Source organism: Streptococcus sp. 2342 (assembly GCF_013276795.1).
GTDB lineage: Bacteria > Bacillota > Bacilli > Lactobacillales > Streptococcaceae > Streptococcus.
Genome location: NZ_VMLR01000001.1, coordinates 151737 through 177614 on the forward strand (window position 1 = coordinate 151737; position 25878 = coordinate 177614).

Annotated in this window: 13 protein-coding genes and 1 pseudogene; 5 read left to right on the forward strand and 9 right to left on the reverse strand. The window is 38.6% G+C overall.

The annotated features are described in order from the left end of the window. Positions 1-215 precede the first annotated feature (215 nt). The gene (def, locus tag HT689_RS00705; protein WP_173225930.1) at positions 216-827 is read left to right on the forward strand and encodes a peptide deformylase; all 612 of its coding nucleotides are present in this window, start codon (positions 216-218) and stop codon (positions 825-827) included. Positions 828-871: 44 nt separating this feature from the next. Continuing rightward, the gene (gene rlmB / locus HT689_RS00710) at positions 872-1600 is read left to right on the forward strand and encodes a 23S rRNA (guanosine(2251)-2'-O)-methyltransferase RlmB (protein WP_000855742.1); all 729 of its coding nucleotides are present in this window, start codon (positions 872-874) and stop codon (positions 1598-1600) included. 333 nt (positions 1601-1933) lie between these two features. Here the strand turns inward: rlmB and htpX are convergent, their stop codons facing one another. Both htpX and HT689_RS00720 read right to left on the reverse strand, forming a co-directional pair. After that, positions 1934-2833 carry a zinc metalloprotease HtpX gene (htpX, locus tag HT689_RS00715; RefSeq protein WP_173225928.1) on the reverse strand — a complete coding sequence of 300 codons (900 nt, stop codon included), beginning with the start codon at positions 2831-2833 and terminating at the stop codon, positions 1934-1936. Position 2834: 1 nt separating this feature from the next. Beyond that, positions 2835-3395: a LemA family protein gene (locus tag HT689_RS00720; protein WP_173225926.1), complete on the reverse strand. Its 561-nt coding sequence runs from the start codon at positions 3393-3395 to the stop codon at positions 2835-2837. A 93-nt stretch (positions 3396-3488) separates the two neighbouring features. On the opposite strand from HT689_RS00720, the gene rsmG reads away from it, so the two are divergent. Both rsmG and HT689_RS00730 read left to right on the forward strand, forming a co-directional pair. After that, positions 3489-4202 (forward strand): 16S rRNA (guanine(527)-N(7))-methyltransferase RsmG, encoded by a 714-nt coding sequence (gene rsmG / locus HT689_RS00725; protein WP_173225924.1) that lies wholly within the window; start codon positions 3489-3491, stop codon positions 4200-4202. A gap of 204 nt (positions 4203-4406) precedes the next feature. Continuing rightward, positions 4407-5690, forward strand: a complete 1284-nt coding sequence (locus HT689_RS00730) for a solute carrier family 23 protein (protein ID WP_054381824.1) — start codon at positions 4407-4409, stop codon at positions 5688-5690. 297 nt (positions 5691-5987) lie between these two features. Here HT689_RS00730 and HT689_RS00735 read toward each other — a convergent pair whose 3' ends face one another. The 4 genes from HT689_RS00735 to rexB all read right to left on the reverse strand — a co-directional run bounded on the left by HT689_RS00735 (position 5988) and on the right by rexB (position 20230). Further along, complete coding sequence (locus HT689_RS00735; protein ID WP_173251701.1) at positions 5988-11909, reverse strand: SIALI-17 repeat-containing surface protein; 5922 nt, start codon at positions 11907-11909, stop codon at positions 5988-5990. A 202-nt stretch (positions 11910-12111) separates the two neighbouring features. Then, positions 12112-13290, reverse strand: a complete 1179-nt coding sequence (locus HT689_RS00740) for a hypothetical protein (protein ID WP_173225920.1) — start codon at positions 13288-13290, stop codon at positions 12112-12114. Positions 13291-13307: 17 nt separating this feature from the next. Continuing rightward, entirely contained in the window at positions 13308-16958 is a 3651-nt protein-coding gene (gene addA, locus HT689_RS00745) for a helicase-exonuclease AddAB subunit AddA (protein ID WP_173225918.1), read from the reverse strand. Next, a complete protein-coding gene (rexB, locus tag HT689_RS00750; protein ID WP_173225916.1) occupies positions 16955-20230 on the reverse strand; it encodes an ATP-dependent nuclease subunit B in 3276 nt (1091 codons plus the stop codon). Before rexB ends, addA begins: the two co-directional genes overlap by 4 nt. A gap of 298 nt (positions 20231-20528) precedes the next feature. Between rexB and HT689_RS00755 the strand changes: the two are divergent. Continuing rightward, positions 20529-21835 (forward strand): annotated as a pseudogene (locus HT689_RS00755) (transposase). A 67-nt stretch (positions 21836-21902) separates the two neighbouring features. Here HT689_RS00755 and HT689_RS00760 read toward each other — a convergent pair. The 3 genes from HT689_RS00760 to HT689_RS00770 form a co-directional block, all read right to left on the reverse strand. Further along, entirely contained in the window at positions 21903-22790 is an 888-nt protein-coding gene (locus HT689_RS00760) for a diacylglycerol kinase family protein (RefSeq protein ID WP_057487685.1), read from the reverse strand. 634 nt (positions 22791-23424) lie between these two features. After that, positions 23425-24690, reverse strand: coding sequence for a hypothetical protein (locus HT689_RS00765; protein WP_173225915.1), 1266 nt, complete (start codon positions 24688-24690; stop codon positions 23425-23427). A gap of 884 nt (positions 24691-25574) precedes the next feature. Continuing rightward, the gene (locus HT689_RS00770) at positions 25575-25829 is read right to left on the reverse strand and encodes an AzlD domain-containing protein (RefSeq protein ID WP_240148110.1); all 255 of its coding nucleotides are present in this window, start codon (positions 25827-25829) and stop codon (positions 25575-25577) included. Positions 25830-25878: the final 49 nt, after the last annotated feature.

Below are 25878 nucleotides of genomic sequence, written 5' to 3' on the forward strand. Positions count from 1 at the left end.
CGCCTTACCGTATATATGTTACTGACTTCGTCAGTTCTATCTGCAACCTCAAAACAGTTTTTTGAGCAACCTGCGGCTAGCTTCCTAGTTTGCTCTTTGATTTTCATTGAGTATGAATTGAACTTCCTATCTATTTTCTATAAATCCTAAAGGCTATAACACTTTCAATCCTTGTCATTTTGTGTTATCATGTAGAGGTAATGAAAGGAGAGAAAATGTCTGCTATAGAACGTATTACAAAAGCTGCTCACTTAATTGATATGAACGATATTATCCGCGAGGGGAATCCTACTCTACGCGCGGTTGCTGAGGAAGTCACTTTTCCCTTGTCTGACCAGGAAATCATCCTAGGCGAAAAGATGATGCAATTCCTTAAACATTCCCAAGATCCCGTCATGGCTGAACAGATGGGACTCCGCGGTGGGGTTGGACTGGCTGCTCCTCAGTTGGATATCTCAAAACGCATTATCGCTGTTTTGGTGCCAAATATTGTTGAAGAAGGCGAAACGCCACAGGAAGCCTACGACTTACAAGCCATTATGTACAATCCAAAAATCGTCTCTCACTCTGTTCAAGACGCTGCTCTTGGTGAAGGAGAAGGTTGCCTGTCTGTTGACCGCAACGTGCCTGGCTATGTTGTTCGCCATGCCCGCGTTACTGTTGATTACTTTGACAAAGATGGAGAAAAACACCGTATCAAACTTAAAGGATATAATTCCATCGTTGTTCAGCATGAAATTGACCACATTAACGGAATCATGTTTTACGATCGCATCAATGAAAAAGACCCATTTGCAGTTAAAGATGGTTTACTAATTCTAGAATAAAGAAAATCCCGTTGCAAGACGGGGTTTTGTGTTATAATAGAGGCATGAAAACAAATGATATTGTCTATGGCGTCCACGCCGTTACCGAAGCCCTCCTTGCAAACACAGGAAACAAACTTTACCTCCAAGAAGATCTCCGAGGTAAGAATGTTGAGAAAGTCAAAGAACTGGCTACAGAAAAGAAGGTGTCCATTTCTTGGACTTCAAAAAAATCCCTTTCTGAGATGACTGAAGGTGCTGTCCACCAAGGTTTTGTTCTACGAGTGTCTGAATTTGCCTATAGCGAGCTAGATCACATTCTTGCCAAAACGCGTCAAGAAGAAAATCCTTTGCTATTGATTCTGGACGGGTTAACTGACCCTCACAACCTAGGCTCCATCTTAAGAACCGCTGATGCGACCAATGTTTCAGGTGTCATCATTCCCAAACACCGTGCTGTCGGAGTAACTCCTGTCGTTGCCAAAACGGCCACAGGTGCTATTGAACACGTTCCAATTGCCCGAGTAACCAATCTGAGCCAAACTCTGGACAAACTCAAGGATGAAGGATTCTGGACCTTTGGAACGGATATGAATGGTACTCCGTGCCACAAGTGGAATACAAAAGGGAAAATCGCCCTCATCATCGGAAATGAAGGAAAAGGTATCTCTAGTAACATCAAAAAACAGGTTGATGAGATGATTACCATTCCGATGAATGGACATGTTCAAAGTCTCAATGCCAGTGTTGCTGCGGCCATTCTCATGTACGAAGTTTTCCGAAATAGACTATAAAAATCAAAGAGCAAACTAGGAAGCTAGCTGTAGACAGCTCAAAGCACTGCTTTGAGGTTGTAGATGGAACTGACGAAGTCAGCTCAAAACATGTTTTTGAGGTTGTGGATAGAACTGACGAAGTCAGCTCAAAACACTGTTTTGAGGTTGTGGATAGAACTGACGAAGTCAGTAACATATATCTACTCCAAGGTGAAGCTAACGTGGTTTGAAGAGATTTTCGAAGAATATAAGTTGGATCCTAACAAATTGATTTCTGAGTCTAATCTATATAAGAAAATGAGCATCTCCAACTACGAGAATGCTCATTTTTTAGGATTGTATAGGCAAATTTTACATCTGTTTCAAACGTTCAATCCGTTCTGAGATAGGTGGGTGGGTATAAAAAAGTTTTTGGAACCCTCCCCCTTTCTTGGGATCATTGATATAAAGTGCGCTGCTGGCATCATCAACAGGACGACTCATTGGTTTACTATTATCCAACTTATGTAGAGCATTGATCATTCCTTGTGGATTGCGGGTCAACTCGACACTGGAAGCATCAGCTAGGAATTCCCTCTGGCGAGAAATAGCTAGTTGCACCAAGGTTGCAGCAAGAGGGGCCAGCACAATAGCTAGTAGGGAAACCACGAGCATAATAATTTCTAATCCATTTCCATCTCGATCATCGTCACTTCGTCTGCGACCTGCTCCACCCCACCACATCATACGACCTGCCATACTAGAAAGCATGGTGATAGCACTAGCAAGGGCAACAGCAATAGTCGAAATGCGGATATCGTAATTACGAATATGACTGACTTCATGTCCCATAACAGCTTCTAGTTCTTCACGATTCATGATAGCTAGGAGACCTGATGTCGCAGCAACCGCTGCGTTTTGAGGGTTAGAGCCTGTCGCAAAGGCATTTAAGGCTGGATCATCAATGATGAAAACACGGGGCATAGGAATCTGAGCGACCATAGCCATATCTTCCACTACATGGTAGAGGTCTGGTGCCGTTTGCTCATCAACCTCACGCGCGCCATTCATAGACATGACAATCTCTGTCGATTGAAAAATCATGGACAAGGCATAGATAAAGCCTATAATCAGTGCGATAACCAAACCACCAAACCCAGAACGCATAAAGAGGTAACCAACCGCATAGCCAACAAGAGCTAAGAGTAGGAAAAATACCAGCAACAAAATCCAGGTTTTTCGTTTATTGCTTGCAATTTGATCAAACAACATCTTAGTCACCTAAACCGCTAAAATCAACTTTAGGAACTGCCTTTTCCTCTTCTGGTGTTTGAAGGAAATCTGCTGCTTTAAATCCAAACATTCCAGCGATAATATTGCTTGGGAAAGTTTCTAATTTTACATTGTAGTTGCTTACAACACTGTTGTAGAGTTGACGAGAGTAAGAAATTTTATTTTCTGTGTTTGTCAACTCCTCTTGCAATTTAACAAAGTTTGTACTAGCTTTCAAATCTGGATAGCTTTCTGCAACTGCAAAAATACCTGAAACCTGACGAGTAAGGGCATCACTAGCTTTCATAGCTTCTGCTGGTGAAGTCGCTGCCGCCACTTGGTTACGAAGTTCTGCCACCTTTTCGAGGGTAGAACCTTCATATTTAGCATAACCTTTTACAGTCTCAATCAAGTTTGGCAAGAGGTCATTTCGACGTTTCAACTGAACATCAATCTGGCTCCAAGCCTCCTTTGTTTGCATACGATTCTTAACCAAACCGTTATAGCTAACAATCACAAAAATAACAATAAGAGCGATAACTCCAAGAATAATCCAAGTCATGATATAAGTCCTTTCTGCTTTTAGATTAGTACCAGTATATCAAATTTTTTATGATTGTGGTAAAATAAGATGATACTAAAGAAGGAAATAACTATGAAACCAGAAACATTTTACAACTTGCTTGCCGAGCAAAATCTTCCACTTTCGTACCAGCAAAAAAAACAATTTGAACGTTATTTTGAACTCTTGGTCGAGTGGAATGAAAAGATTAATTTAACAGCCATTACGGACAAGGATGAAGTTTATCTCAAACATTTTTACGATTCGATTGCACCCATCCTTCAAGGTTTGATTCCTAATGAAACTATCAAACTTCTTGATATTGGAGCTGGGGCAGGATTTCCTAGTCTACCAATGAAAATCCTCTATCCTCAGTTAAATGTAACTATCATTGATTCTCTAAATAAGCGCATCAACTTCCTCCAACTTTTGGCTCAAGAACTGGATTTGGACGGTGTTCATTTCTACCATGGACGTGCCGAAGATTTTGCCCAAGACAAGAACTTCCGTGCTCAATATGATTTTGTAACAGCTCGTGCGGTTGCCCGCATGCAGGTTTTATCTGAATTGACTATTCCCTACCTTAAAGTTGGCGGAAAACTATTGGCGCTCAAGGCCAGCAATGCTCCTGAGGAATTATTAGAAGCTAAGAATGCCCTCAACCTCCTTTTTAGTAAGGTCGAAGACAATCTCAGCTACGCCCTACCAAATGGAGATCCGCGTTACATCACAGTGGTAGAAAAGAAAAAGGAAACACCAAATAAATATCCACGTAAGGCTGGCATGCCAAATAAACGCCCGCTTTAATCTTTTTAGTAAAAAAATATTTACAAAGTTTGCAATTTTTGCTATACTATCACAAGCAAAGGTTTTTAATGTCATCCCGTGAGGTGACGAAGACGCAGAAATATTTGAAACTCTTTAAAATCTAAATTTTAAAGAAGTCTTACTCTGAGGGCCTATTGCTGTAAAATAATGGGCTCTTTTTTGATGCCCAAAAGTGAGGTTTATATGAAACAAGAATCAACTGTTGATTTGTTACTAGACGTTGACCAACGTCCTTCGGCTGGAAAAGGAATTCTCCTTAGTTTCCAACACGTTTTCGCCATGTTTGGTGCGACCATCTTGGTACCATTGATTTTGGGAATGCCCGTATCTGTTGCCCTTTTTGCTTCAGGTGTCGGGACACTCATCTACATGATTGCTACTGGATTTAAAGTTCCAGTTTATCTAGGTTCTTCATTTGCCTTTATCACAGCTATGTCACTGGCTATGAAAGAAATGGGTGGTGATGTATCTGCTGCCCAAACAGGGGTTATCTTGACTGGTTTGGTCTATGTCCTTGTTGCTACCAGCATCCGATTTGTAGGAACAAAATGGATTGATAAACTCTTGCCACCAATCATTATCGGTCCTATGATCATCGTTATCGGTCTTGGACTTGCAGGTTCAGCTGTTACCAATGCAGGGCTTGTAGCAGACGGAAATTGGAAAAATGCTCTGGTAGCCGTTGTTACGTTCTTGATTGCTGCCTTTATCAATACAAAAGGAAAAGGCTTCCTACGAATCATTCCATTCCTCTTTGCCATTATCGGTGGTTACCTCTTCGCACTAACTCTTGGATTGGTTGACTTTACACCAGTTCTAAAAGCTAACTGGTTTGAAATCCCTGGCTTCTACTTGCCATTTAGCACAGGTGGTGCCTTTAAAGAATACAATCTTTACTTCGGTCCAGAAACCATTGCCATCTTGCCAATCGCTATCGTAACAATTTCTGAACACATCGGCGACCATACTGTTTTGGGTCAAATCTGTGGCCGTCAATTCTTGAAAGAACCAGGTCTTCACCGTACTCTTCTTGGTGACGGTATCGCAACTTCTGTTTCTGCCTTCCTTGGTGGACCAGCCAATACAACTTATGGAGAAAATACAGGGGTTATCGGTATGACTCGTATCGCTTCTGTCTCAGTTATCCGTAACGCTGCCTTCATCGCAATTGCCCTTAGCTTCCTTGGCAAATTCACTGCCTTGATTTCAACTATTCCAAACTCTGTACTTGGTGGTATGTCAATTCTTCTCTATGGAGTTATCGCCAGCAACGGTTTGAAAGTCTTGATCAAAGAACGTGTTGATTTCGCTCAAATGCGTAACCTAATCATCGCAAGTGCTATGTTGGTCCTTGGACTTGGAGGAGCTATCCTTAAACTTGGTCCAGTTACCCTTTCAGGAACTGCCCTATCAGCCATGACAGGAATCATCTTGAACTTGATCTTGCCATACGAAAATAAAGACTAAGAGACTTGACGCAGAAAGAGAATGAACAAAAACGAGCTTCTCTTTACTAACCCCAAAAAGTTGCACAAATAATTATTGAAAGGATTTAGTTCTGTACTGCACAAGACTAAGTCCTTTTATAGTAAAATGAAGCAAAACAGTACATCATGTGGTATCGTCTGAAACAAGAACAAGACAAAAGAGCCTCAAAAAAAGGTATTGCAACTTGGCAATACCTTTTTGAGGTGCTTTTTGAAAGCCATCAAATGGTGACTTTTCAGAGGGAGCAAAAAACTGTCCTCTTTATATTTTAAACATTTAAATGTCTTCTTTAAACAGTTTATTAAAGAAACCGTCTGTGTTTTTAAGAAGGGCTTTGAATACCTTAGATTTAAGAGCAACAGTGTGAGAGAAGTCATCTGGTTTCTTCAAATCTTCTTCAACTGCTTTAACAAAGATATCCTTCAATTGTGTATAGTTGGTAATTTGACGACCATCAATTTCAATAGTTTCAAATCCTTTTTCTGCTTTTGATTTAACCTCTTTGAACCATTCTTTTTTCCACTCTTCAAGATTATTGAATTTATCCTTAGAAACTTTCTTAATAATGAAATCATCACCTAAGAGACCTTTATTGTCGTTATTAGCGGCGCCTTGATGTTTGCTTGAAACATAATCAATGAATCCATGTTCGTATCCATAGTAACCCCACATACGGAAGGCATTGTGCTTAAATGATAATGAACCTGGGGCACCTTTACTTGTATTACCACCATAAATACCAGCCATCATTTGAACATTAACATATGCTGAATTAGGCCTAAAGTCCTCTGGTCGGAATATACCATTACCTGGATTATTATGTTTGGTCATAAAGTTATTATCAACCAAATCGTTAATACTTGATAATTTCTTAGAACTCTCTTCTTGATTTAAGTCACGCACTTTGTCCCATTGGTGAGGACCACTTAGTTTATTTCTATCCATTGGTCGACGTATTTCACGGTCAATTTTCTTGAACCACTTGCTATTGTCACCATTTAATTTTGGAATTACAGCATCTGCTTCAACATAATCCAACATCATTAACGCTTCATTGTAGTTCTTCATGTAGCGATCAATATCTTCACGAGTTTTAAGTTTATCAGGATTATAATTGTACCATTGGTTACCATCATTTTGACGTTCAAATGCCATATTTAATCCAAGTGCGCCGTATTCACCTTGATGTCCGTGTTCTGCTGGAGTTTGTAACATACCCTGAGCAAATGCTTCAAGGTCTGTACCTTGTCGATGTCTATGGCCTCCCAGATATGCCATTCGGTCATTTACGTGGGTAGTTTCATGTGTAAAGGCAGATGTGCCGTATTCACTTATTAAATTCGACATAACAAAATATACAGCATCCATAGGCTGTGGATCAGCAAAGATGTAAGCATAGGCTCCATATCCAGGTTTATAAGCATGATACTTATCAATACGCCCAAAGAATTCACGAATAGGTGCATAATCCGGTTTATCTTTTCGATGGCCAAATCTATCAGGCCAGCCACCTGGAGCGTTATGATTATCCCATACAGGAGTTGGAACTACATTTTGACTCTTAAGAAGTTTATCGCGGACATTATCAGTAGCAAGACGTGACCAAAAATCTAAGTAATTAACTTGCTCTTTGGCACGTAGATTAATCTCTTTTTTAAAGGCTTCACGTTCTTCTTCAGTATTTTTGTTGTATTTTTCAAACGAACTAAATGAGATAGTATTATACGTTGAAATCATAAATAAATGTGCATTTTTCAAGTTAAGAAGAGGTAAAATCATACGCCCATGCTGCCCATTATTAATTCCTTCGTATAGACGATATTTTTTGTTGGCAAATGCAGGGTTCGTTGATGGTTGTTCAACTACATACGCGTTCTTTTCAATAGCTTTCTTAAACCAGTCATTTATATCTGTATGGTTAGTGAATAGCTTCATATTGTAATGTAAGAATCCATTTAATTCATTTATTCCGATTGTTCCACCTATAGTTTCACGATAAGCTTCTAAAGTTCTATCTCCTTTAACATTTCTTTCATTTGAACCAATTTTGATTAAGAAATCTAAAACATCAACATTCTTACCATAAAAATCAGGTTTAAACATCATAATATCTTTAATTGATAACTCATCGTATTTAAAACCATAATATTGATTTAAGTAGGCCAGCCCCATCATGATTTTAGCTTTATTATCTTCTACTTTCTTGAGTAAAGCACGCTCAACTACTTCCCCACCATTTAACTGATGATCTTCATTTTCTAAAATCTGACTAACAAGTTTTTCTAAGTTTCCTTTTACTTCTTCAAAGCTTTCTTCTAAATACAATCCTTTAATGTACTCAGTCTTCTTCTCAGGAGTGTTTTGCCAAGGCTTCTCACGTTTATCCATCAAAGCACGAACTTCATCTGAAAGTAAGGTAACACTAGCTAACTTCTCTTTAATACCGCTTGCTAACTGGTTACGATTCTTCATAACCATATTTGGAGTATAGACAATGTTTTGACCTGCTACATCATACTCTTTTACTTGAGCTACTTTAGAGTCAGTTTTAGCAGTTACAGCTAACTCTTCTTTTGTACCATCAGAATAGTGAACCATAATCTTATCAATATCCGATAAATCAGTGACAAATTGCCCTGCTTTCATACCTGTTACAGACAGAACAGTTTTCTTAACAAGATTGGAATCATCTGTTAACTTATTCCCTTGGTTTACAATCCACTCTTTGTTATAAAATGGTTGCAGTTTTTCCAAGTTTCGATAAGCTAGGTTTCTTGTTTCTTGGTAGTCCTGAATCGCTTTATATTCAGAATCTCTATCAACGATACGATTTAACTTGTTTACGACAGGATCTTGAATAGTAAAGGTGTTGGCTGTGATATTCATCTTAGCGATTTTAGCATCTGCTTCGGCTTGAGAGATACCAGTAATACGATTTGAATGTTTGTAGGAAGATAAACCACTTGCAACACCATTTACATAATTTACACGTTTGATATTATCTAATCCAAAATATTGGTCATTATCATTCAAGGCTGGTGAACCATAGACAATTTCACCATTATTTACTTTAAGCATTGTTACGACGTCTTCAATAACACCCCAGTTAAAGTTGTTATGAATTACACCTCCACTTTCGCCATGCTGAATCAAATTCATAGTACCTTTTATTACAGCATTTCGGAGAAATCCTTTTTTACCTACTGTCATCGAGTCAATACCATGATCTAGTTTACCAATTAAACCACCATATTTAGATTTATTGGCACTAATCTTAGCATCAACGTAAGCTTTATCAACGTTACTTATCCAACTTTCGCTGACAAGTCCACCAGACCACCAGCCTTTATCTCCAAGACTGTTAATCTTACCAATAAAAGCTACATTGCGCATATTAGCTTCGTCTAACTTATTAACAGCACCGGTTACATCGTTATTTCCTGTTACTGAACCTACTACTTTGATATTCTCAAGGGTAGATTTCTTAAACATATTACCAATAGGTGCAACTTTATCAGCCAAAGGCATATTGATATCTACATTACCTAAGTTAAAGTTTTTAAGTGTAGCACCTTCAGCCTCATTAAACAAAGGTCTTTCTAAGTTATGAATCGTGTACTGATGGTTCTCTACACTTGATAAAGTACCTCTAAACTTAGCCATAACATAAGCTTTACCTGCTGGCTTAACGTTAACTGCATTCAAATCTGCACCAAGTTTAAACTCACCGGTAGGATTTGCTTGCATATCTTTTGCTAAATCATGGAAATTGTAATAAACCTTATCCTCGGTAGCCCTCGGTTTTTCAAGATAATAAGTGTAAATGTCTCTTAACTTACCGTCTTTATCACGTTGAACTAAGTCAGGTGCTTTTGCCGTTACCTTGTAAAGCTGCTTACCTTCTTCAATGACCTCTTCAATCTTATCAATTGCTAAACGAGTCACTTTGTTTTCTCTTGAGGTTACTTTTAAGTAATAGTTGTTAACATCACTTGGAAGAGAAGTTAAATGATTACTATCGCTTTCGACACCGCTTTCGTTTACTTGTACGAGACTGGTGTTTGCAATATCTTTCAACTCAACTTTTTTCAAATCCAAGCGAAGTGGTTTCTCTTCTAATGTTGCAGTTTCTTCTCCCTTACCACGGTCATAGGTCATAGTGGTTTCTATCTTATAGTCTTTGTAGAATTTTAAATCTTCTACCTGCTTATCTAATTGCTCTGAAGTTAAATCTACTGTTTTGACAATTTCATTTCCATCTTTAATTGTCGCAGTAATTTTATTGATCTTGACTCCATCTGTATTAACCAAATGATAAGAAAGATTTGCGGAGCGGTCTAATACATTTGTATCTGTTCGCTCCAAAGTCAAAACAGGAGCCGTTTTTTCTTTAGGCTTTTCTTTTGTACCTTTTACAAGAATTTCAGGCTTCATTTCTTTCAAGATAGTTACTGTTTCAACTGGTTCACTAATTTTTTTGCCATGTAACTCTTCATAGCTAGTAACAATTTGACGTTCGCCATCCTCACCAATTTGTTTAACAGAATTATCGCCTATAAATTTGGTAGGATCAGATTCTTCTATAGTCGTTTTAGAAATAGTCTCGGTCCGGATATCGGTATGTAAAGAAGGCAACTCTTCTCTTTCTGATGCAACTTCTGAAACTGTAGATATTGGTTCAGTATACTCTGGAATGTCGATAACAGGTGGCTCAATCAAGTTTCCATTTTCATCTACTCCTGTTGTACCTACAGGTTCAGTGTATTCTAGTTTCTCATGAACTTCAGGCTCAACAAGGTTTGCACCTATTGGTTGCGTATAGTCAGGCTTCTCATGAACTTCCGCTTCACCTTTATCAGTCACAACTGCTTCTGGCAACTCAGGCTGAACTTCTGGTACGCCTTTATCACTTACTACAGCTTCTGGTAAAGCTGGTTGAACTGCTGGTTCAACAATAGCTCCCGCCTGTACGTCCTTATGTTCTACACCAGTCTCAGGTTGTTCCTTTATAACTTGAGTTTTTTTAGTACCTTTTTCGACTATTCTTGAAACAGGCGCAGTCGTTGAAGTTGAAACAATTTCTCGCGAAACTTCTTCCTTGTTTACAGAGAATATTCTGACGACTTCAACTTTCTTACCTAATTTACCTTCTTGTTTGACTCTTACAGTTCTTTCAGCTAAATCAGGATTTTCTTGAATTTCTTCTTGAAAATCTATTTTTGTCTCTATAGTTTCATCACGATATAAGAGTTCAGGTTTGTTCAATTGACCTGATAAAACTTCATCCTGTGGATTTAATGTATTTACCCCAGTCTTTTCTTTTGGAGAAACCTTCTCCTCTTTCTTCGTCTCTAGATTCTTATGTTCTGCTAATTGTGATTGAGAATTTGAAGATTGTTTCTCTTCTTTTCTTGGATCGGTTAATTCTGTAGAGAGAGGTTTTTCCACTACTTGAACTTCTGTCGGCTTAGTTGAAGAAACAGGTGTTTGTTCCTGAATAGCTTGTACTGTTGATGGATTCTCTACAAAATTCGGTGTAACATTATAATCCACCTTTTGTTGTTTTGTAGGAGTGGCAACTGAACTCTTTTGATTACTTACTTCAGAATCAGAAGTAGTTTTCCCCTCTTTGATATATCCAATATAAGTGTAACCTGAAATCTCTTTAGGAAGAGGTAATTTTTCTCCAGAGGTCAATTCATAGTCCGTATTGTAATTTAGCAAAAGATGATTTTCTAAAGCATGAGCCGATACAAGAACACCGTTTCCTATTCCTGCAACCAATACTAAATGTAATACCGTTTTATTCTTAACTTTTTTCTTGGAAACAGCAAAAATTAAAATTCCCAGAGCAGCTAAGCTAGCACCAGCAACTAAGGCTTGCACCTCATTCTTGCTTCCAGTATTTGGCAATTCCGCCAGTTGATTTTGAGAATTTAACTTATAAACAAGATAATAAGTCTCATCATCATTCTCCACGTATGTCGGAATATCATAGACAAGCTGCTTCTTTTCTTCTGATGATAGCTCTGACTCTGTCACATATTTATAGTGAACTCCTGAAGTTTCTTGAGCATCCACAGATGAACTAGCTAATACAGACATAAAAAATAAACTTGAAATCGTTGCAGATACAAGTCCTACTGATAATTTTCTAAATGAAAAACGCTCTTGTTTTTCACCAAAATATTTTTCCATGATTCCTCCTTGAAATACAATTTATAGATGTTACAAAGACTTTTATTATATTAGTGTATTATCTATAAAAAAGGCAGTATACCTTAATTATACTATTTATTTACCGAAAAGTCTTAAAATTGCGTAGCGTTTTCATACTTTGTTTTATATTATTTTGGGGATACAATAACACCTACCATGGAATTTCCACGGTAGGTGTTACTCATATCAATAATCGTTCTAAAAATGATTTGATGCAGTTGAGGAGAATTCCTTCTATCCAGCTTTCTTGTGCTGAGGATAGATGTTCTGTCTGAAGGCTTTCTTTTAAAAAGTCTCGAACTTGTTCTGGTGCAATTTCAAATTCAAAGGCTTTCATTTTATATAAAAAGTCGAGCAGATGATCTGACAGGTATTGGGTTGAAAAGGGAACTTCTCCGCTTTTTCGATATTCTAATAAGAGGCGAGCAAATCGGGCTTTTTCTTCAGGAAGCTTACGAAAATAGGAATTGAGGAGCCAGGTCTGCTTCTGCTTTCTTTCAATTGGATCCTGACCGGCAATTCGTTGATCTTTTTCCAACTCTTTTTGGTATTGTTTGGCCTTGATAGCCCGTTCTGTCCGATTTTTACCAAAAAGAATTTTCTCCCACTTGCGTTCTTCTTGAGTCAGTGTCTCTGTAAAGCCAAAGTAATCTTGATAAGCCCGCTCTGCTGGGCCCATAGCTAGAACCAGATTGTCTGCATATTGCTTGGCGATTTTATCCCTCTTCTTGCGCTCTTTCTCTGCCTGAATACGGAGTTCTTGTTCGTAGTCAATTTTATCTTTTCCTAGTTTGACAAGGTAGAGTTGGTCATCTGGTTTTCCAAGTAAAAAGGGTTTGATACACTTTTCAAGCACTTCTTCCATCCGAGCCTTTTTCTTTGGCTCCGCCTTGGTCCAACTTCCTCCTTGAAAGACTTCTAGGAAGAGCTGGTAGTCTTTCTCAGGTGAGAACTGATTGCCACGATTGGGTTTAAAAACACCTTTTTCCCAGAGCCACTTTAGAAGACGCTCGTCAAAGTCACTTTTGTTAACCTTGATTTTTTCCTTTTTCTGGGATTTTCTGGTCAGATTTTCAACCTTTCTGAGTAGTTTTTCTTCCTCTTCCAATTGCTGTTCAAGGGTCAATCGATGAAAATGACGAACACAGTCGCTACCAATTGGAAAGAGGCGTTGGCCTGTGACACCGTTAAAGAGTTCATAAGCGTATTTGATAGCATTTCCACAGACACAATTGCTACGGCCGATACCGTTAAAAATCAAGGAAACTTCATTCCATTCCTTGGTAGCTTGTTCCCAAGTATCAGCTTTTGAAGCCTGTAAAACCGCATCATGCAGGGATTTTCTAACTGGAAGTGTCATGAGGTCTCCTTTCTAGATTATACTTTTACAACTTGAACCTTGTCTTTACCTAGTAAAATCAAGTATTTTTCAATATTTTCAATCGAATAGGCTCGAGATAAAGCCTCTCCGTATAGGGCTAACTGACCACGATAACGGTCCATGAGTTGACTTGGTTCATCATAGCGGTCTGTCTTATAGTCGAACAGAACAATTTTGTCTTCGTAAAGTAGATAGCCATCAAGGATTCCACGGACAACGAAGTCTTCCTGACTCTTTTGGTCTCTTTTGAGCATGGAAAAGGGTTGCTCGCGATAAAGATGGTCGGTATTAGCGATAATTTCCTGACCGAGTGCTGTGTCAAAGAATGCAAGAATTTTAGCAAGATTGATATTGTCCCTAACAGCTGGGCTGGTTTGAACTTGTTTGAGAGTTTCTGTCAGGCTAGCAAGCGTTGGTCGCTGGCTGAGGTCAATTCTCTGCATGAGTTCGTGGGTAGCACTACCAATCTCAGCTCCAGTTACCTTTTCTTTGGTTGAAAAATCTGGTAAATCAAAGCTAATTTTCTTGTCTACTGACTGGCCTTGACCTGCAATCTCGACACCTTCCATATCCATAACGGGTTCGTAGAATTTCTTGATTTGACTTGGGGTTTGAACACTAGGAAGTTCAATGGCTGCGCGATGAAGTATATTATAAACTTCCACCTCTTTTAGCATTTCAAGAGCTTCTTTAATGGTTTCTGACTGACGATTGTCTGCTTGATAGCTATTTTGGAGAGGACTCTTGGTTTCCAACTCTCCGATAGCTTCTCTGGTCAACTGATCTTCACCAACAAAACGATAGCTAAAGTTGAGATGATCCTTGGCAAATACTTTACTGATAGCCCAAATCCAATCTTGGAAATTCCTTGCTTGTAGTCTAGTAGAGCTATTTAGTTTTCCATTTTTAGCTGCTGGGTATTCCTTGGCTTCCAGCTTTTCACGAGATCCCTTGCCGACAAGATAGAGCTTTTTCTCAGCCCTCGTCATGGCAACATACAGCAGACGCATCTGCTCTGAATAGCTTGCCAGCTGTAATTCTTCTTCGTTCTGCCTATAGGTCAGACTAGGAATGGAGAGTTTGATGGTTTTAGGATAGTGATCTTCCACTGCTCCCGTCTCCATCTTGGCAATATACTTGACACCTAGTCCATTTTTACGACTGAGAATGACTTCTGACATAGAGTCTTGCTTGTTGAAATCTTGATCCATATTGAGGATAAAGACGTAAGGAAACTCCAGCCCTTTACTCTTGTGAATGGTCATGAGCTCTACTGCATCTTTTGGCGGTGCAACAGCCACGCTTGCCAAATCGTGCTGGGCTTCTAAGACTTGGTCAATCATACGAATAAAACGCGACAAGCCCTTGAAATTGCTCTTTTCAAATTGATCAGCACGCAGTGCTAGGGCATAGAGATTAGCTTGTCTAGCAGGTCCATTTGGCAAAGCTCCAACATAATCGTAGTAAAAACGGTCGTTGTAAATCTTCCAAATCAGGTCATAGAGGGAGTGGGTTTTGGCATACAGGCGCCAAGAATCCAAGATATTCATGAATTGATTTAGTTTTTCAGCTAGAGCTGTGTGAATCAAGTCCTTTTGACTGCTTGCCAGTTTTTGAGCATTGACCAGTTTCTCATAGAGATTCTCTTGAACTTTGTCCTCATCTTTCTGAAGAGATAAACGTGCTAACTCGTCCTCGTCAAAGCTAAACATTGGAGACTTCATAAGGGCAACCAAGGCGTAGTCTTGCAGGGGATTGTGAATGACACGAAGGGTATCTAGCATGACTTGCACTTCTAGGGATTGGAGATAATTGTTTTGCTCTCCGTCAGTTTTGACAGGAATCCCGTACTCAGACAGGGCGAGGAGAATCTGATCATTACGACTGCGACTGGAGGTCAGAAGGGCGATTTCTTTAAAGGCAACAACTTGTTCTCTATGGAGTTTAAGGATTTCCTTGATAACTAATCGCATCTCACCAGTTAGTTTCGTTTCTGTTTGACTCTCTTCTTCCTCACCTGTATCGTCCTTGTCGTAGAGGAGAAATTCTGCCTTATTGTCTGGATTGGGAGTCAGTTTGGTATTGGCAAAAACAAGCTGGTGCATGTTATCATAGTTGATTTCTCCGACTTCTTGATCCATAAGGCGTTCAAAAACATCATTGGTTGCTGATAGCACTTCTGAACTACTACGGAAATTTTCCTTGAGGAGAATGAGCTTGCCCTCTTTTGGATTTTGCGCATAGCGTTGGAACTTTTCATTGAAAATCTGCGGGTCTGCCTGACGGAAACGATAGATGGACTGCTTGATATCTCCCACCATAAAGCGGTTGTGGCCATTAGAAAGTAATTCCAGCATCCGTTCTTGAATATGGTTGGTATCTTGATACTCGTCTACCATGACTTCATGGAAGCGCTCCTGATAAGCCTCACGGACTTGCGGAAAATTCTCCAAAATCTCAATGGTATAATGGCTAATATCAGCGAATTCAAAGGCGTTTTCCTGGCGCTTACGCTGACGATAAGCCTCCACAAAATCCCTCATGAAAGATTGGAAGGTTTTAGCTAGTTCCCAGGTCTCTCCATGATAACGTTCTTGATAGTCGAGAATGGTTATCTGGTCTGCTAGTTGTCCTAGTTTAGCAAACTGGGTCTTTCTCTCTTCGTTGTAGGCATCGGCCAGTGGCTTCAAATCAGCCTTACGGCTGGCATTGGTCAAAGCTCGACCGTTTTTTTCTTTCGAAATGGCGACAACACGCGCAAGTACTGCCTGATAAGCCTGACTATCGGACTCTTGATTTAAGGAGCCAATTTCATCTAAAATCAACTGAACATTCTCTAGATAAGCAGCCTTTGCAAACTCCTTGGCATCATTATCCAGATGATAACGGAAAAAGCTTTCCAAATCCCAAAGGGCTTGCTGGATTTGTGTGGTCAGTTTTTCTTTTTCACTGCTAAAATCAGCTTTTTCAAAGCCTTTGAGAAAAGATTCACTTAACCATTTCTGAGGATTGCTGGTGGATTGGAGGAAGTCATAAATTTTATAGACCTGCTGTCGCAGCCCCCGTTCATCTTTGCCACGTCCAGCAAAGTTTTTCAGCAAATGACTAAAGGTCTCTTTCTGTTTACCTTGGTAATGGGCTTCAAAGACCTCATGAAAGACTTCGTTTTTTAGAAGAAGTTGCTCGCTTTGGTTTTGTAAAATACGGAAATTAGGTGCAATATCAAGTAGATAGCCGTGTTTACCAAGGAATTTTTGTGTGAAAGAGTCCATGGTTCCGATGGCAGCGTTGGGTAGATCAGCCAACTGACGACCCAAGTGTTGTTTGAGCTCGACATCATCCGTTTCTTGGATTTGTTGGCTGATTTTTTTCTCCAAACGTTCCTTAAGCTCTGTGGCAGCCTTGACGGTAAAGGTTGAGATAAAGAGTTGAGAAATTTCGACACCACGCGCTAACTGATCCAGAATACGCTCGGCCATAACAAAGGTTTTACCAGAACCAGCCGACGCTGAAACCAGGATATTTTGACCAGAAGTGTAGATGGCTTCAATTTGCTCGGCAGTTTTCTTTTGTTCCTTGCTCGAATTTGCTTCAGTTTCTTGCAGTTTTTGAATCTCCTCCTCAGTTAAAAAGGGAATAGACTTCATCGATTCAACTCCTCTCTTATTTTTTCAAACCAAGCTTGCTTGAGTTTCTCTCCGACCAGACGTTTGCCGTCAGCCAAGTTCAACTTTTCTAGGAAACGGGCTTGGCCCAAGTGGTAATTGGCTTCAAATCCTGTGATGGCTTGATGTTGCTGAACATACGGTGCAATACTTCTGCCATTTTCAGTATAAGGGTTAATGGCGAACTGACCTGCTAAAATCTTCTCAGCTGCTTTCTTGTAAAGACAGGCATTGTAGTCCAGTAGGAGCTGAAATTCCTCATCCGTCAGCTGATTAGTCTTATTTTTGTTGTAAAATTCGCCTAAATAACTGCTTTCTTTTTCTAAAAAGAGACCTTGGTATTTCATAGACTTGCTGGCTTCTACTACTGCTCCAGCCAAACTTTTAACGGCCATCAGAGATTGGACAGGTTCAGTCATTTCCAAATACATGGCACCGAAAAAGTTCTGCTCCCCCTCTCTTTTTAGGGCAGCTAGGTAGGTTGGCAGTTGGGAATTAAGACCATTAAAGAAATGAGGAAACTGAAACTGAGTTAGACTAGACTTGTAGTCTACTACTCCGATCGCCCCATCAGCTTTCAAACGATCAATCCGGTCCACCTTACCTCGTACAAAGACACTGCGACCATTGTCCAATTGAATAAAGGCTTGCTCTTTTCCGCCAAAATTTGCTTCCTCTTTGATGGTTTCGATGGCTGGATTGTGTCGGAGAATATGGCCAGTCGTCCGTGCAACATCAAGCAGAACTTCCTTGGTAAACTGGGCTTCCAAACTTTCTTGATAAATAGCTTCAAATTCGCGTTCTTGACTGGTTTCTTGAATAGCTTGTTCTAAACGTTGGTCAAAAGAATCTTCGTCAGGCAACTGCAAGGCTCGTTCAAAAATACGGTGTAAGAAATTCCCGTGACTACGGGCATCTGGACGCAGGCGCAATTCTTCCTGCAAGCCTAAAACATAACGTAGGAAATAACTGTATTGGTTCCGATAAAACTCCGTCAAACCAGAGGTAGACAGGTAAAACTCCTGATCAGTAGGATAGAGAGCTTGTAAGGTGTCCTTAGCCAACTGCTTACTGCTTGGACTGGTTGAGAGGGCTGGATTTTCCAGACCTTGCAGTTCTAGTTTTTTACCCATCACACGCGCCAGAACCTTGACAAAGGTCAAATCTTGCTCCCTATCACTCGTCTCGCCCTGCTGGTGATAGGCAACCAGACTGGACAAAAGACTGTGATATGAGCCCATATCCTCCTTAGACAGCCCTTTGTGATTCATCCTCTTCTCTTTTCGACTAAATCCAAAATGGACCAACTCTTGAAGATAGATTGATTCCTTGCTTTCACTTTCGTTAAAAAGGCTTGGAGCCGACAAAACCAACTGCTTACGAGCAGAATTGACCAAGGAAAGCATAGTGTAGCGATTTTTCTTGAGATTTTCACTGCTGGCAATCAGTAATTGAGCCCCCTCTTCAGTCGCTTGGTTTAGACTTTGTCTTTCTTCATCAGTCAAAAGACTAGTGTTTTGCGCAATTTTTGGTAAATGATCCTGAGTCAGCCCAATGGCGTAGACAAAGTCAGCTGTCAGAGGAGCAATCAAATCATAGCTCTGCAACAGAACGGTGTCCACTGTCGCTGGAATGGTACGGTATTGAGATAGGCTCATTCCAGAATGGAGCAAGGCTAGAAAGTCCTCTAGACTAACCTGTGAACTAGCAAAAACAGTCGCAAATTGTTCTAAAACATGACAGAAAGCCTTCCAAACTTCAGCTTGTCTTTCCTTTTCTACAGCTTCCATAGTGGCTGTCAAATCTTGTAACTGCTTGGTCACAGCTCCTTCTTTTAGAAAATAGTTCCACTTTTGCAAGAGATTTTCAGCCTTCTGTTTTCGACTGGCAAAGAGAGTTTCAAGAGGTGTTAAAATACGCAGACGAAAAGTATTTAAACGTTCCAGATTAAATTTTCCATGGTGGGATCTGGTAAAGGCTTGCTGAAAGGATGGTAAGCCATTGATACCAAGATAGCGGATATATTGCTCAAAAGCATCAATATCAGCCTGATTAAGATCGGTATACAGACCTGTTCTAAGAAGGTTTATCAAATCCTCCTGACGGAAACGATAGCGTTTTAAAGCCAAAATAGACTCTACAAACTGTGTCAAGGGATGATGAGCCATGGATTCGCTTCTACCTAGATAGAAAGGAATCTGATACTGGTCAAAAATCGTTTTTAGAGATAACTGATAAGAAGCTACATCCCCCAAGAGAATACGAAAATGCTTGTAGCTCAGGTCTGAGTTCTCATGCAATTTCTGACGAATGCTACGGGCTACTAGCTCCAACTCTTCCTTTTGCGTCAAGCAAGACCAGATTTGTAAGTTTTCACGGTCCTTATCATCAATTTCCAAGGAAAGTTCTGAAAAGTCATAGGACGATTCCAATAAACGAGAGACCTTGTCAAAACTATCCATCTTCTCATGAGTCTGAGAACGGTCTTGAGCAGGCGTTTGGTATTTAGAAGCTAGATGATGGAGAAACTCCACACTGGCTTGGTAGAGATTGCCCTCACTAAAAGGACTGGTATAAGCTTTCCTACTAGCATAAGCCCCAATGACAATCTCAACACCCTTGCCGTGAAGTAAGTCCACAATTCGCTCTTCTTCGGCAGAAAAACGGGTAAATCCATCAATAACCAAGGCGATTTGAGTAAAATCACTACTAACTTTGTCATTCTCAATAGCCTCAATCAAATGGGATAACTGACTTCCCTGAGCTAACTGCCCTTGGTTAAGATAGGCCGTTACTTTCTCAAAAATCAAGAGTAAATCAGCCCTCTTGTCCTCATCCGTCAAACTCTCCAAGTCCAAAAAACTCATCTGAGCTTTGGTCATCTCGTGGTAAAGATCAATCAACTGCTGGATAAATTGAGGATCCTGCTTGATAGCACCATAAACACGTAAATCCTTGGGATCAAGTTCGACCAGGCATTTGTAAAAGGCCATCCCAAGACCGATGTCATCTAGACTAGTCTTGGCAGGCAAGTCATTCAAGACCAGGTAACGAGCCATCTGCGCAAAGCGCGTGACGGTAATCGCAAAAGAAGCCTGCTGGGACAAGCATTCCAGCACGGCACGTTCCTTTTCAAAAGAAAGAGAGTTGGGGGCGATGTAGAAGACCCGCTTGCCAGCAGCAACTAGCTCCTCCGCCTCTCTGGTTAGAATTTCTGTCAAAGAAGTCCGAATATCAGTATAAAGTAATTTCATCTCAGCCTCGTTGGAATTTTTCATTACCTTTTATTATACCATGATTAGCCTCGTAAATCTGTTAAAATATTTAGGACATCCTTTCTTTTCTTCATCATCTACTAAATCTTAAATACTTAGCTTTACTTGTATTAGATAGAATAAATCTGGCTACTGAAAATCACATAATAAAAAAGGCTCTATAATATTTGTAGTGGGTAAATCCCCTATAGATATTATGGAGCCTATTTTGTTGTAGAAAAAAAGTCCCATAAGATCTATAATGAAAAGCGACAAAACCATCATTAGAAAGAATCCTATGGAACAATTATATTTTATCACAAAACTTCTTGATATCAAAGACCCAAATATCCAAATTATAGATATCGTTAATAGGGATACTCACAAAGAAATCTTCGCTAAACTGGACTATGACGCCCCGTCTTGCCCTGAGTACAGAAGTCAAATGAAGAAATATGACTTTCAAAAACCATCTAAGCTCCCTTACCTCGAAACAACTGGTATACCTACTAGAATTCTCCTTAGAAAACACCGTTTTAACTGCTATCAGTGCTCAAAAATGATGGTTGCTGAGACTCCTCTAGTAAAGAAAAATCATCAAATCCCTCGTATCATCAACCAAAAAATTGCTCAGAAGCTGATTGAAAAAACTTCTATGACCGATATTGCTCATCAGCTTGGCATTTCAACTTCAACTGTCATTCGAAAGCTCAATGACTTTCACTTTAAGCATGATTTTTCTCGGCTTCCAAAGACTATGTCTTGGGATGAGTACTCCTTTACCAAGGGATAGATGAGTTTCATTGCGCAAGATTTTGACAATATCAATATCATCACTGTTCTTGAGGGACGAACACAAGCTATTATTCGAAGTCGCTTTCTTCGCTACGATAGAGCCGTTCCTTGTCAGGTGAAAATCATTACTATGGATATGTTTAGCCCTTACTATGACTTAGCTAAACAGCTTCGCTTTCGAATTTCTAGGCTCAGGCTGAAACAGTCTCCCAGACTGTTTCACTCCCATGTGCTAAAATCGTTCTAGATTGCTTCCACATTGTACAACATCTCAGCCGTGCTATGAGTCGTTTGCGTGTCCAAATCATGAATCAGTTTGAACGAAAATCTCATGAATACAAGCCTATCAAACGCTACTGGAAACTCATCCAACAGGATAGTCGTAAACTCAGCGATAAACGTTTTTATCGCCCTACTTTTCGCATGCACTTGACGAATAAAGAGATTTTAGACAAGCTTTTGAGCTATTCACAAGACTTGAAACATCACTATCAGCTCTATCAGCTCTTGCTTTTTCACTTCCAGAATAAGGAACCAGAGAAATTTTTCGGGCTTATTGAAGACAATCTTAAGCAGGTTCATCCTATTTTTCAGACTGTCTTTAAAACCTTCCTCAAAGATAAAGAAAAGATTGTCAACGCCCTTCAACTACACTATTCTAATGCCAAACTGGAAGCAACCAATAATCTCATCAAACTTATCAAGCGCAATGCCTTTGGTTTTCGGAACTTTGAAAACTTCAAAAAACGGATTTTCATCGCTCTGAATATCAAAAAAGAAAGGACGAAATTTGTCCTTTCTCGAGCTTAGCTTTTCATCAACCCACTACAGTTGACAAAGAGCCATAAAAAAAGCCTCGGTAACAAGGCTTTGAGTTTTATGATTGTTTCTTAGGTACGGAATACACTTCAATGTGTTGTCCTAGTACCTTGATGTCGACTGGTAGATTATCTGATTTATCGCCATCAACATCCGACTCTAATTCGATATCAGAAGAAATTTTAATAGTACGTGCCTTTATATATTCAATATTTTCATTCTCTACAAGATCTCCTTTTAACAAATCCGGAATCAAAGATAATTTAGAGAATATAGAAGCATCTTTCAAAATTAGAATATTTGCATATCCATCCTTGTTTTCTTCAAAGATTTTTTTATCTGCAAAATAATTTGTTAGAAGTACTAAAACATGACTTGCTTCCCCAAGGTAATTTCCATTTTCGGTTTCAACTTTAATGTTAAAGACTTGATCTGTCATGACAGACTTCATGGTATTAACTGCATAAGCCAAGATACCAAATTTCGTTTTATCTTCAATTTCAACATTATGAATGGCTTCAGGGAGAGACCCGATACTAAAGATATATCCAAAATAGTGACCATTTGCTTTTCCGATATCAATCTTATCAGTTAAATTGAAATCCAGATCTTCAATAGCTCCGTCAATATCTTGATTGATTTCTAAAAGTTTTGTAATCAGGTTACCAGTACCACCTGGTATAATTCCCAGTTTAGGAATATAGTCCCTTTCAGCAATCCCTGAAATAACTTCATTGACTGTACCATCTCCACCAAAAACTAGAATTGATTCATATCTTTCTCTAGCAGCTTCTTCTGCGAAATTTGTAGCATCTTTAGCTTTTTGAGTAATTTTAGTTTCCACATCATCAAAATACTCTCTTGCTTTATTCTCCAGCTTCTCTTTGTAATCTAAAGCTTTTTCTCCTCCAGAAGTTGGATTGATAATTAGCATTATTTTTTTCACTCTGTATTTTCTCCTTAAAATTGAAATAGAAAGGTTATTCTCGATGAAAATCAAAGCGTAAACTAGGGAACTAGCCGTAGGCTACTCACGATACTGTTTTGAGTCTGTATATTAGCCTGATGTAGTTTAAAAAGATTTTCTAATAGTATTAACCTGATGACACATGATATTTGCGTATATTGCTATTATACAATGAAATATTAAAAAATAGAAATAAATTGCTTTTAATATCGGTTTTTATCTCATATTAAAAAATGATCTATTTTTTACTAGTAGGTTATTCTTAATCATACAAACTAGTCTCTCTCCTCCACACGATGGAATATAGTTTGTAGATATAATTGCTATTTTCTAGTTCCGGATAAAGATAAAACTCACTTGAAAGAAGATTTTCCCCATATATAAGTCAGTCTTTGTCTGACTAGCTACTAGCAGATAGATGAGTTAATGTTCATTATCTATTTATTAAGATGAAAATACTTCAAAAGTCAGTTCAGCTAAGGATGGAAAAAACTCAATTTTAGGAAAAGCTGAAGTATCTAGTATTACAATAAAAGGCATCTTATCAAGTGTTTTTGATACCTGATAAGATGCACTTTTCTGATTTTAAAGATTTTGCCAGTTTTATTATCATTTAAGATAAGACGCTTCCATCATGTTTTGCATCATCATCAACAAACTGTTCTTTTACTAAATCCTTGATATCACTTTTGATACTTTTAGTATCTATAATAGAATCTTCACCAAGTTGGTGAAATGTCGCTTTATCTCTAATAGTATATTCTTGATCATCGTCATATTTTTTGGTTATCAATCGAATCATCTTTCGTCTTAAAGATTTTTCCCCTTTGATGTTTCCTCTTTCTTTTATCCATGCCACTGCTAAAATGACCAGCATTAGACAACCGACATAACCTAAAAGAGGATACATAATGGAGACTAATTCTTTAAACCCCATAAAAGATAAACCATATCCTATAGCGACCGTAGCGATTAGAATAGGGTAAAAGCGCTTAGGTTTGTTTGAAGAGAAACGTTTTGCCAAGGCATAAAATAAACTGAAAGCTGTATTAAAAATAAGTCCAAAAATAATTAGAGCATACAGCAAAGAAAATAGAGGATGAATTTGCTCCGCAATTGTTAACATAGGAATATCAACAGTTGAAACAAGTTTTATATTGGCGTATAAAATACCAGTTGCTACGGTAATAATCAAACTAACTACAAGTCCACCTAAGAGACCACTTTTTTCCGCAACACCAATTCTCATGACAGAACCTCCTAAGACAAATGCCATGGATACACCAGTCATAACAGTTAGTGCGAAATAATTTAGTAAAGAAACCCAGACATTGGGCATCGGAGAAGAAAGTGTAGCTGTGATTGCTTCTAATTCTTCAAAATCAAAACTTTTCCCTACGAACGTATGGACTGCCATAATGATAATCATGACAAAAACCAAAGGAGTAAATATCCCAAGAACGCTGGTAATCTTTTCAAAATTAAGAAAACTGACAATAATGACCAAGATAGCACAAATCAATCCTCCCAACCAAAATGGCAAACCAAATTGTTGGTTAAGGTTTGAACCAGCCCCAGCAATCATAACAAAACCAATTACAAAGCAGGAAACAATTAAAGCAAAATCAAGAATCTTATTAGTAATAGGCCCGGCAATTTGGGAAAGAACTTCAAAATGATCATTTGAACGGAAATAGCTTCCTAAGGTAATGATAATTTTACCAAAAATAATACTTATGATTCCAAGAACAATCGTTCCAATGATACCCCATTTACCAAAACTAACAAAGTATTGCATTAAATCTTGGCCTGAAGATAGTCCAGCACCAATAACAACACCGACATAAGCTAATGCTATATTTAAAATACGTTTTAACACTATTTTCTCCTAACCGTTATCACTACAATAAATGACTGTCTATTTAGTATACTATTTTCTTATATTATTGTCAAAAATATAGGTATTAGAACCCTGTACATAGAAATATTTCTGCACGATATAGCAAGATAACACAAGGACTAGTCAGCTACTAATTAAAATTCTATGGTAATCAGTTGTTTGCTGCTCTTACGCCAGACAAATATCACAAAATAGTAAACTTATAAAGGATAAAATTCTTGAGAAAAAGACCATCCTACTCTTCAAGGTAAAGAATAGAATGGTTTAATAAATATTTGTTTTGGAGCGATATCTAAAAATTGAAACCAGACAATCTATCAAGAAGAACAGTTCTATTAGATAAGCAAAGATACTTCCACTTATGTTTTGTTGAATCAGTACTAACATAACAAATAAAATCAAGATAAATCCTGTAATGACAGTCTGTTTGGCATTTTCTATTTATAGTCGACAGATTTACCAGCCAATGATAATATTAGCTATTCCTAGCATGATCGCCCATGTTCCAATGTAGTAAGGAATATCTCTAGCTAGGCCTTCAAAACTAACATAGACCAACCAGATGGACAGAAGAATAGGGAAAAGTGACTGTGCAAGAGTTCAAACACTTCTTGTCTTACTCAAATATGATAGAAAATCTTTTCCACCTATAAGGATAAAATAGACAGATAAGAGCTCTGAAAAGAAAAGTAATCCTAGATTTTTACGGAAAAAGAAAAGAGACAAATCAAGAGTGAGACAAAAGTTCTTAATAAATGAAACCTATTCCATTTTTACAACATACCAACCTCCTAAAAAACTAAAGAATACAAGGTGATATAAAATAGGGAGCCACCAGCAACCGAAAGTAACATATTCTTTTTTCACTTATGCAAGAAGATAACAACTAAAATAGCTAGCAACTTTGGAAGAAGATCACTAGTATTCGTGAAACTCGTATCTTTGAGACTAAAGACGACCATTAATCCAAAAATAGCTGGAGTGAGAACTTTCCCAAGGTAGAGAATATAAGCTGGCGTTTTCTCTTTGGATGAAAAAAAAATAAACGGGACAAGGCGTGTGATAACAGTTCCCAGTATGACCATAGCAATTGCTATAATTTGTTGATCAAACGTCATTTTATACATTTACCTCCAATTCCTTTCGAAGTACTGTAACTATCAGGAT

Bases quoted from the DNA above. Each gene is read 5' to 3' on its own strand.
- def (WP_173225930.1), top strand. From the start codon at position 216: ATGTCTGCTATAGAACGTATTACAAAAGCTGCTCACTTAATTGATATG.
- rlmB (WP_000855742.1), top strand. From the start codon at position 872: ATGAAAACAAATGATATTGTCTATGGCGTCCACGCCGTTACCGAAGCC.
- htpX (WP_173225928.1), bottom strand. From the start codon at position 2,833: ATGTTGTTTGATCAAATTGCAAGCAATAAACGAAAAACCTGGATTTTG.
- HT689_RS00720 (WP_173225926.1), bottom strand. From the start codon at position 3,395: ATGACTTGGATTATTCTTGGAGTTATCGCTCTTATTGTTATTTTTGTG.
- rsmG (WP_173225924.1), top strand. From the start codon at position 3,489: ATGAAACCAGAAACATTTTACAACTTGCTTGCCGAGCAAAATCTTCCA.
- HT689_RS00730 (WP_054381824.1), top strand. From the start codon at position 4,407: ATGAAACAAGAATCAACTGTTGATTTGTTACTAGACGTTGACCAACGT.
- HT689_RS00735 (WP_173251701.1), bottom strand. From the start codon at position 11,909: ATGGAAAAATATTTTGGTGAAAAACAAGAGCGTTTTTCATTTAGAAAA.
- HT689_RS00740 (WP_173225920.1), bottom strand. From the start codon at position 13,290: ATGACACTTCCAGTTAGAAAATCCCTGCATGATGCGGTTTTACAGGCT.
- addA (WP_173225918.1), bottom strand. From the start codon at position 16,958: ATGAAGTCTATTCCCTTTTTAACTGAGGAGGAGATTCAAAAACTGCAA.
- rexB (WP_173225916.1), bottom strand. From the start codon at position 20,230: ATGAAATTACTTTATACTGATATTCGGACTTCTTTGACAGAAATTCTA.
- HT689_RS00770 (WP_240148110.1), bottom strand. From the start codon at position 25,829: ATGACGTTTGATCAACAAATTATAGCAATTGCTATGGTCATACTGGGA.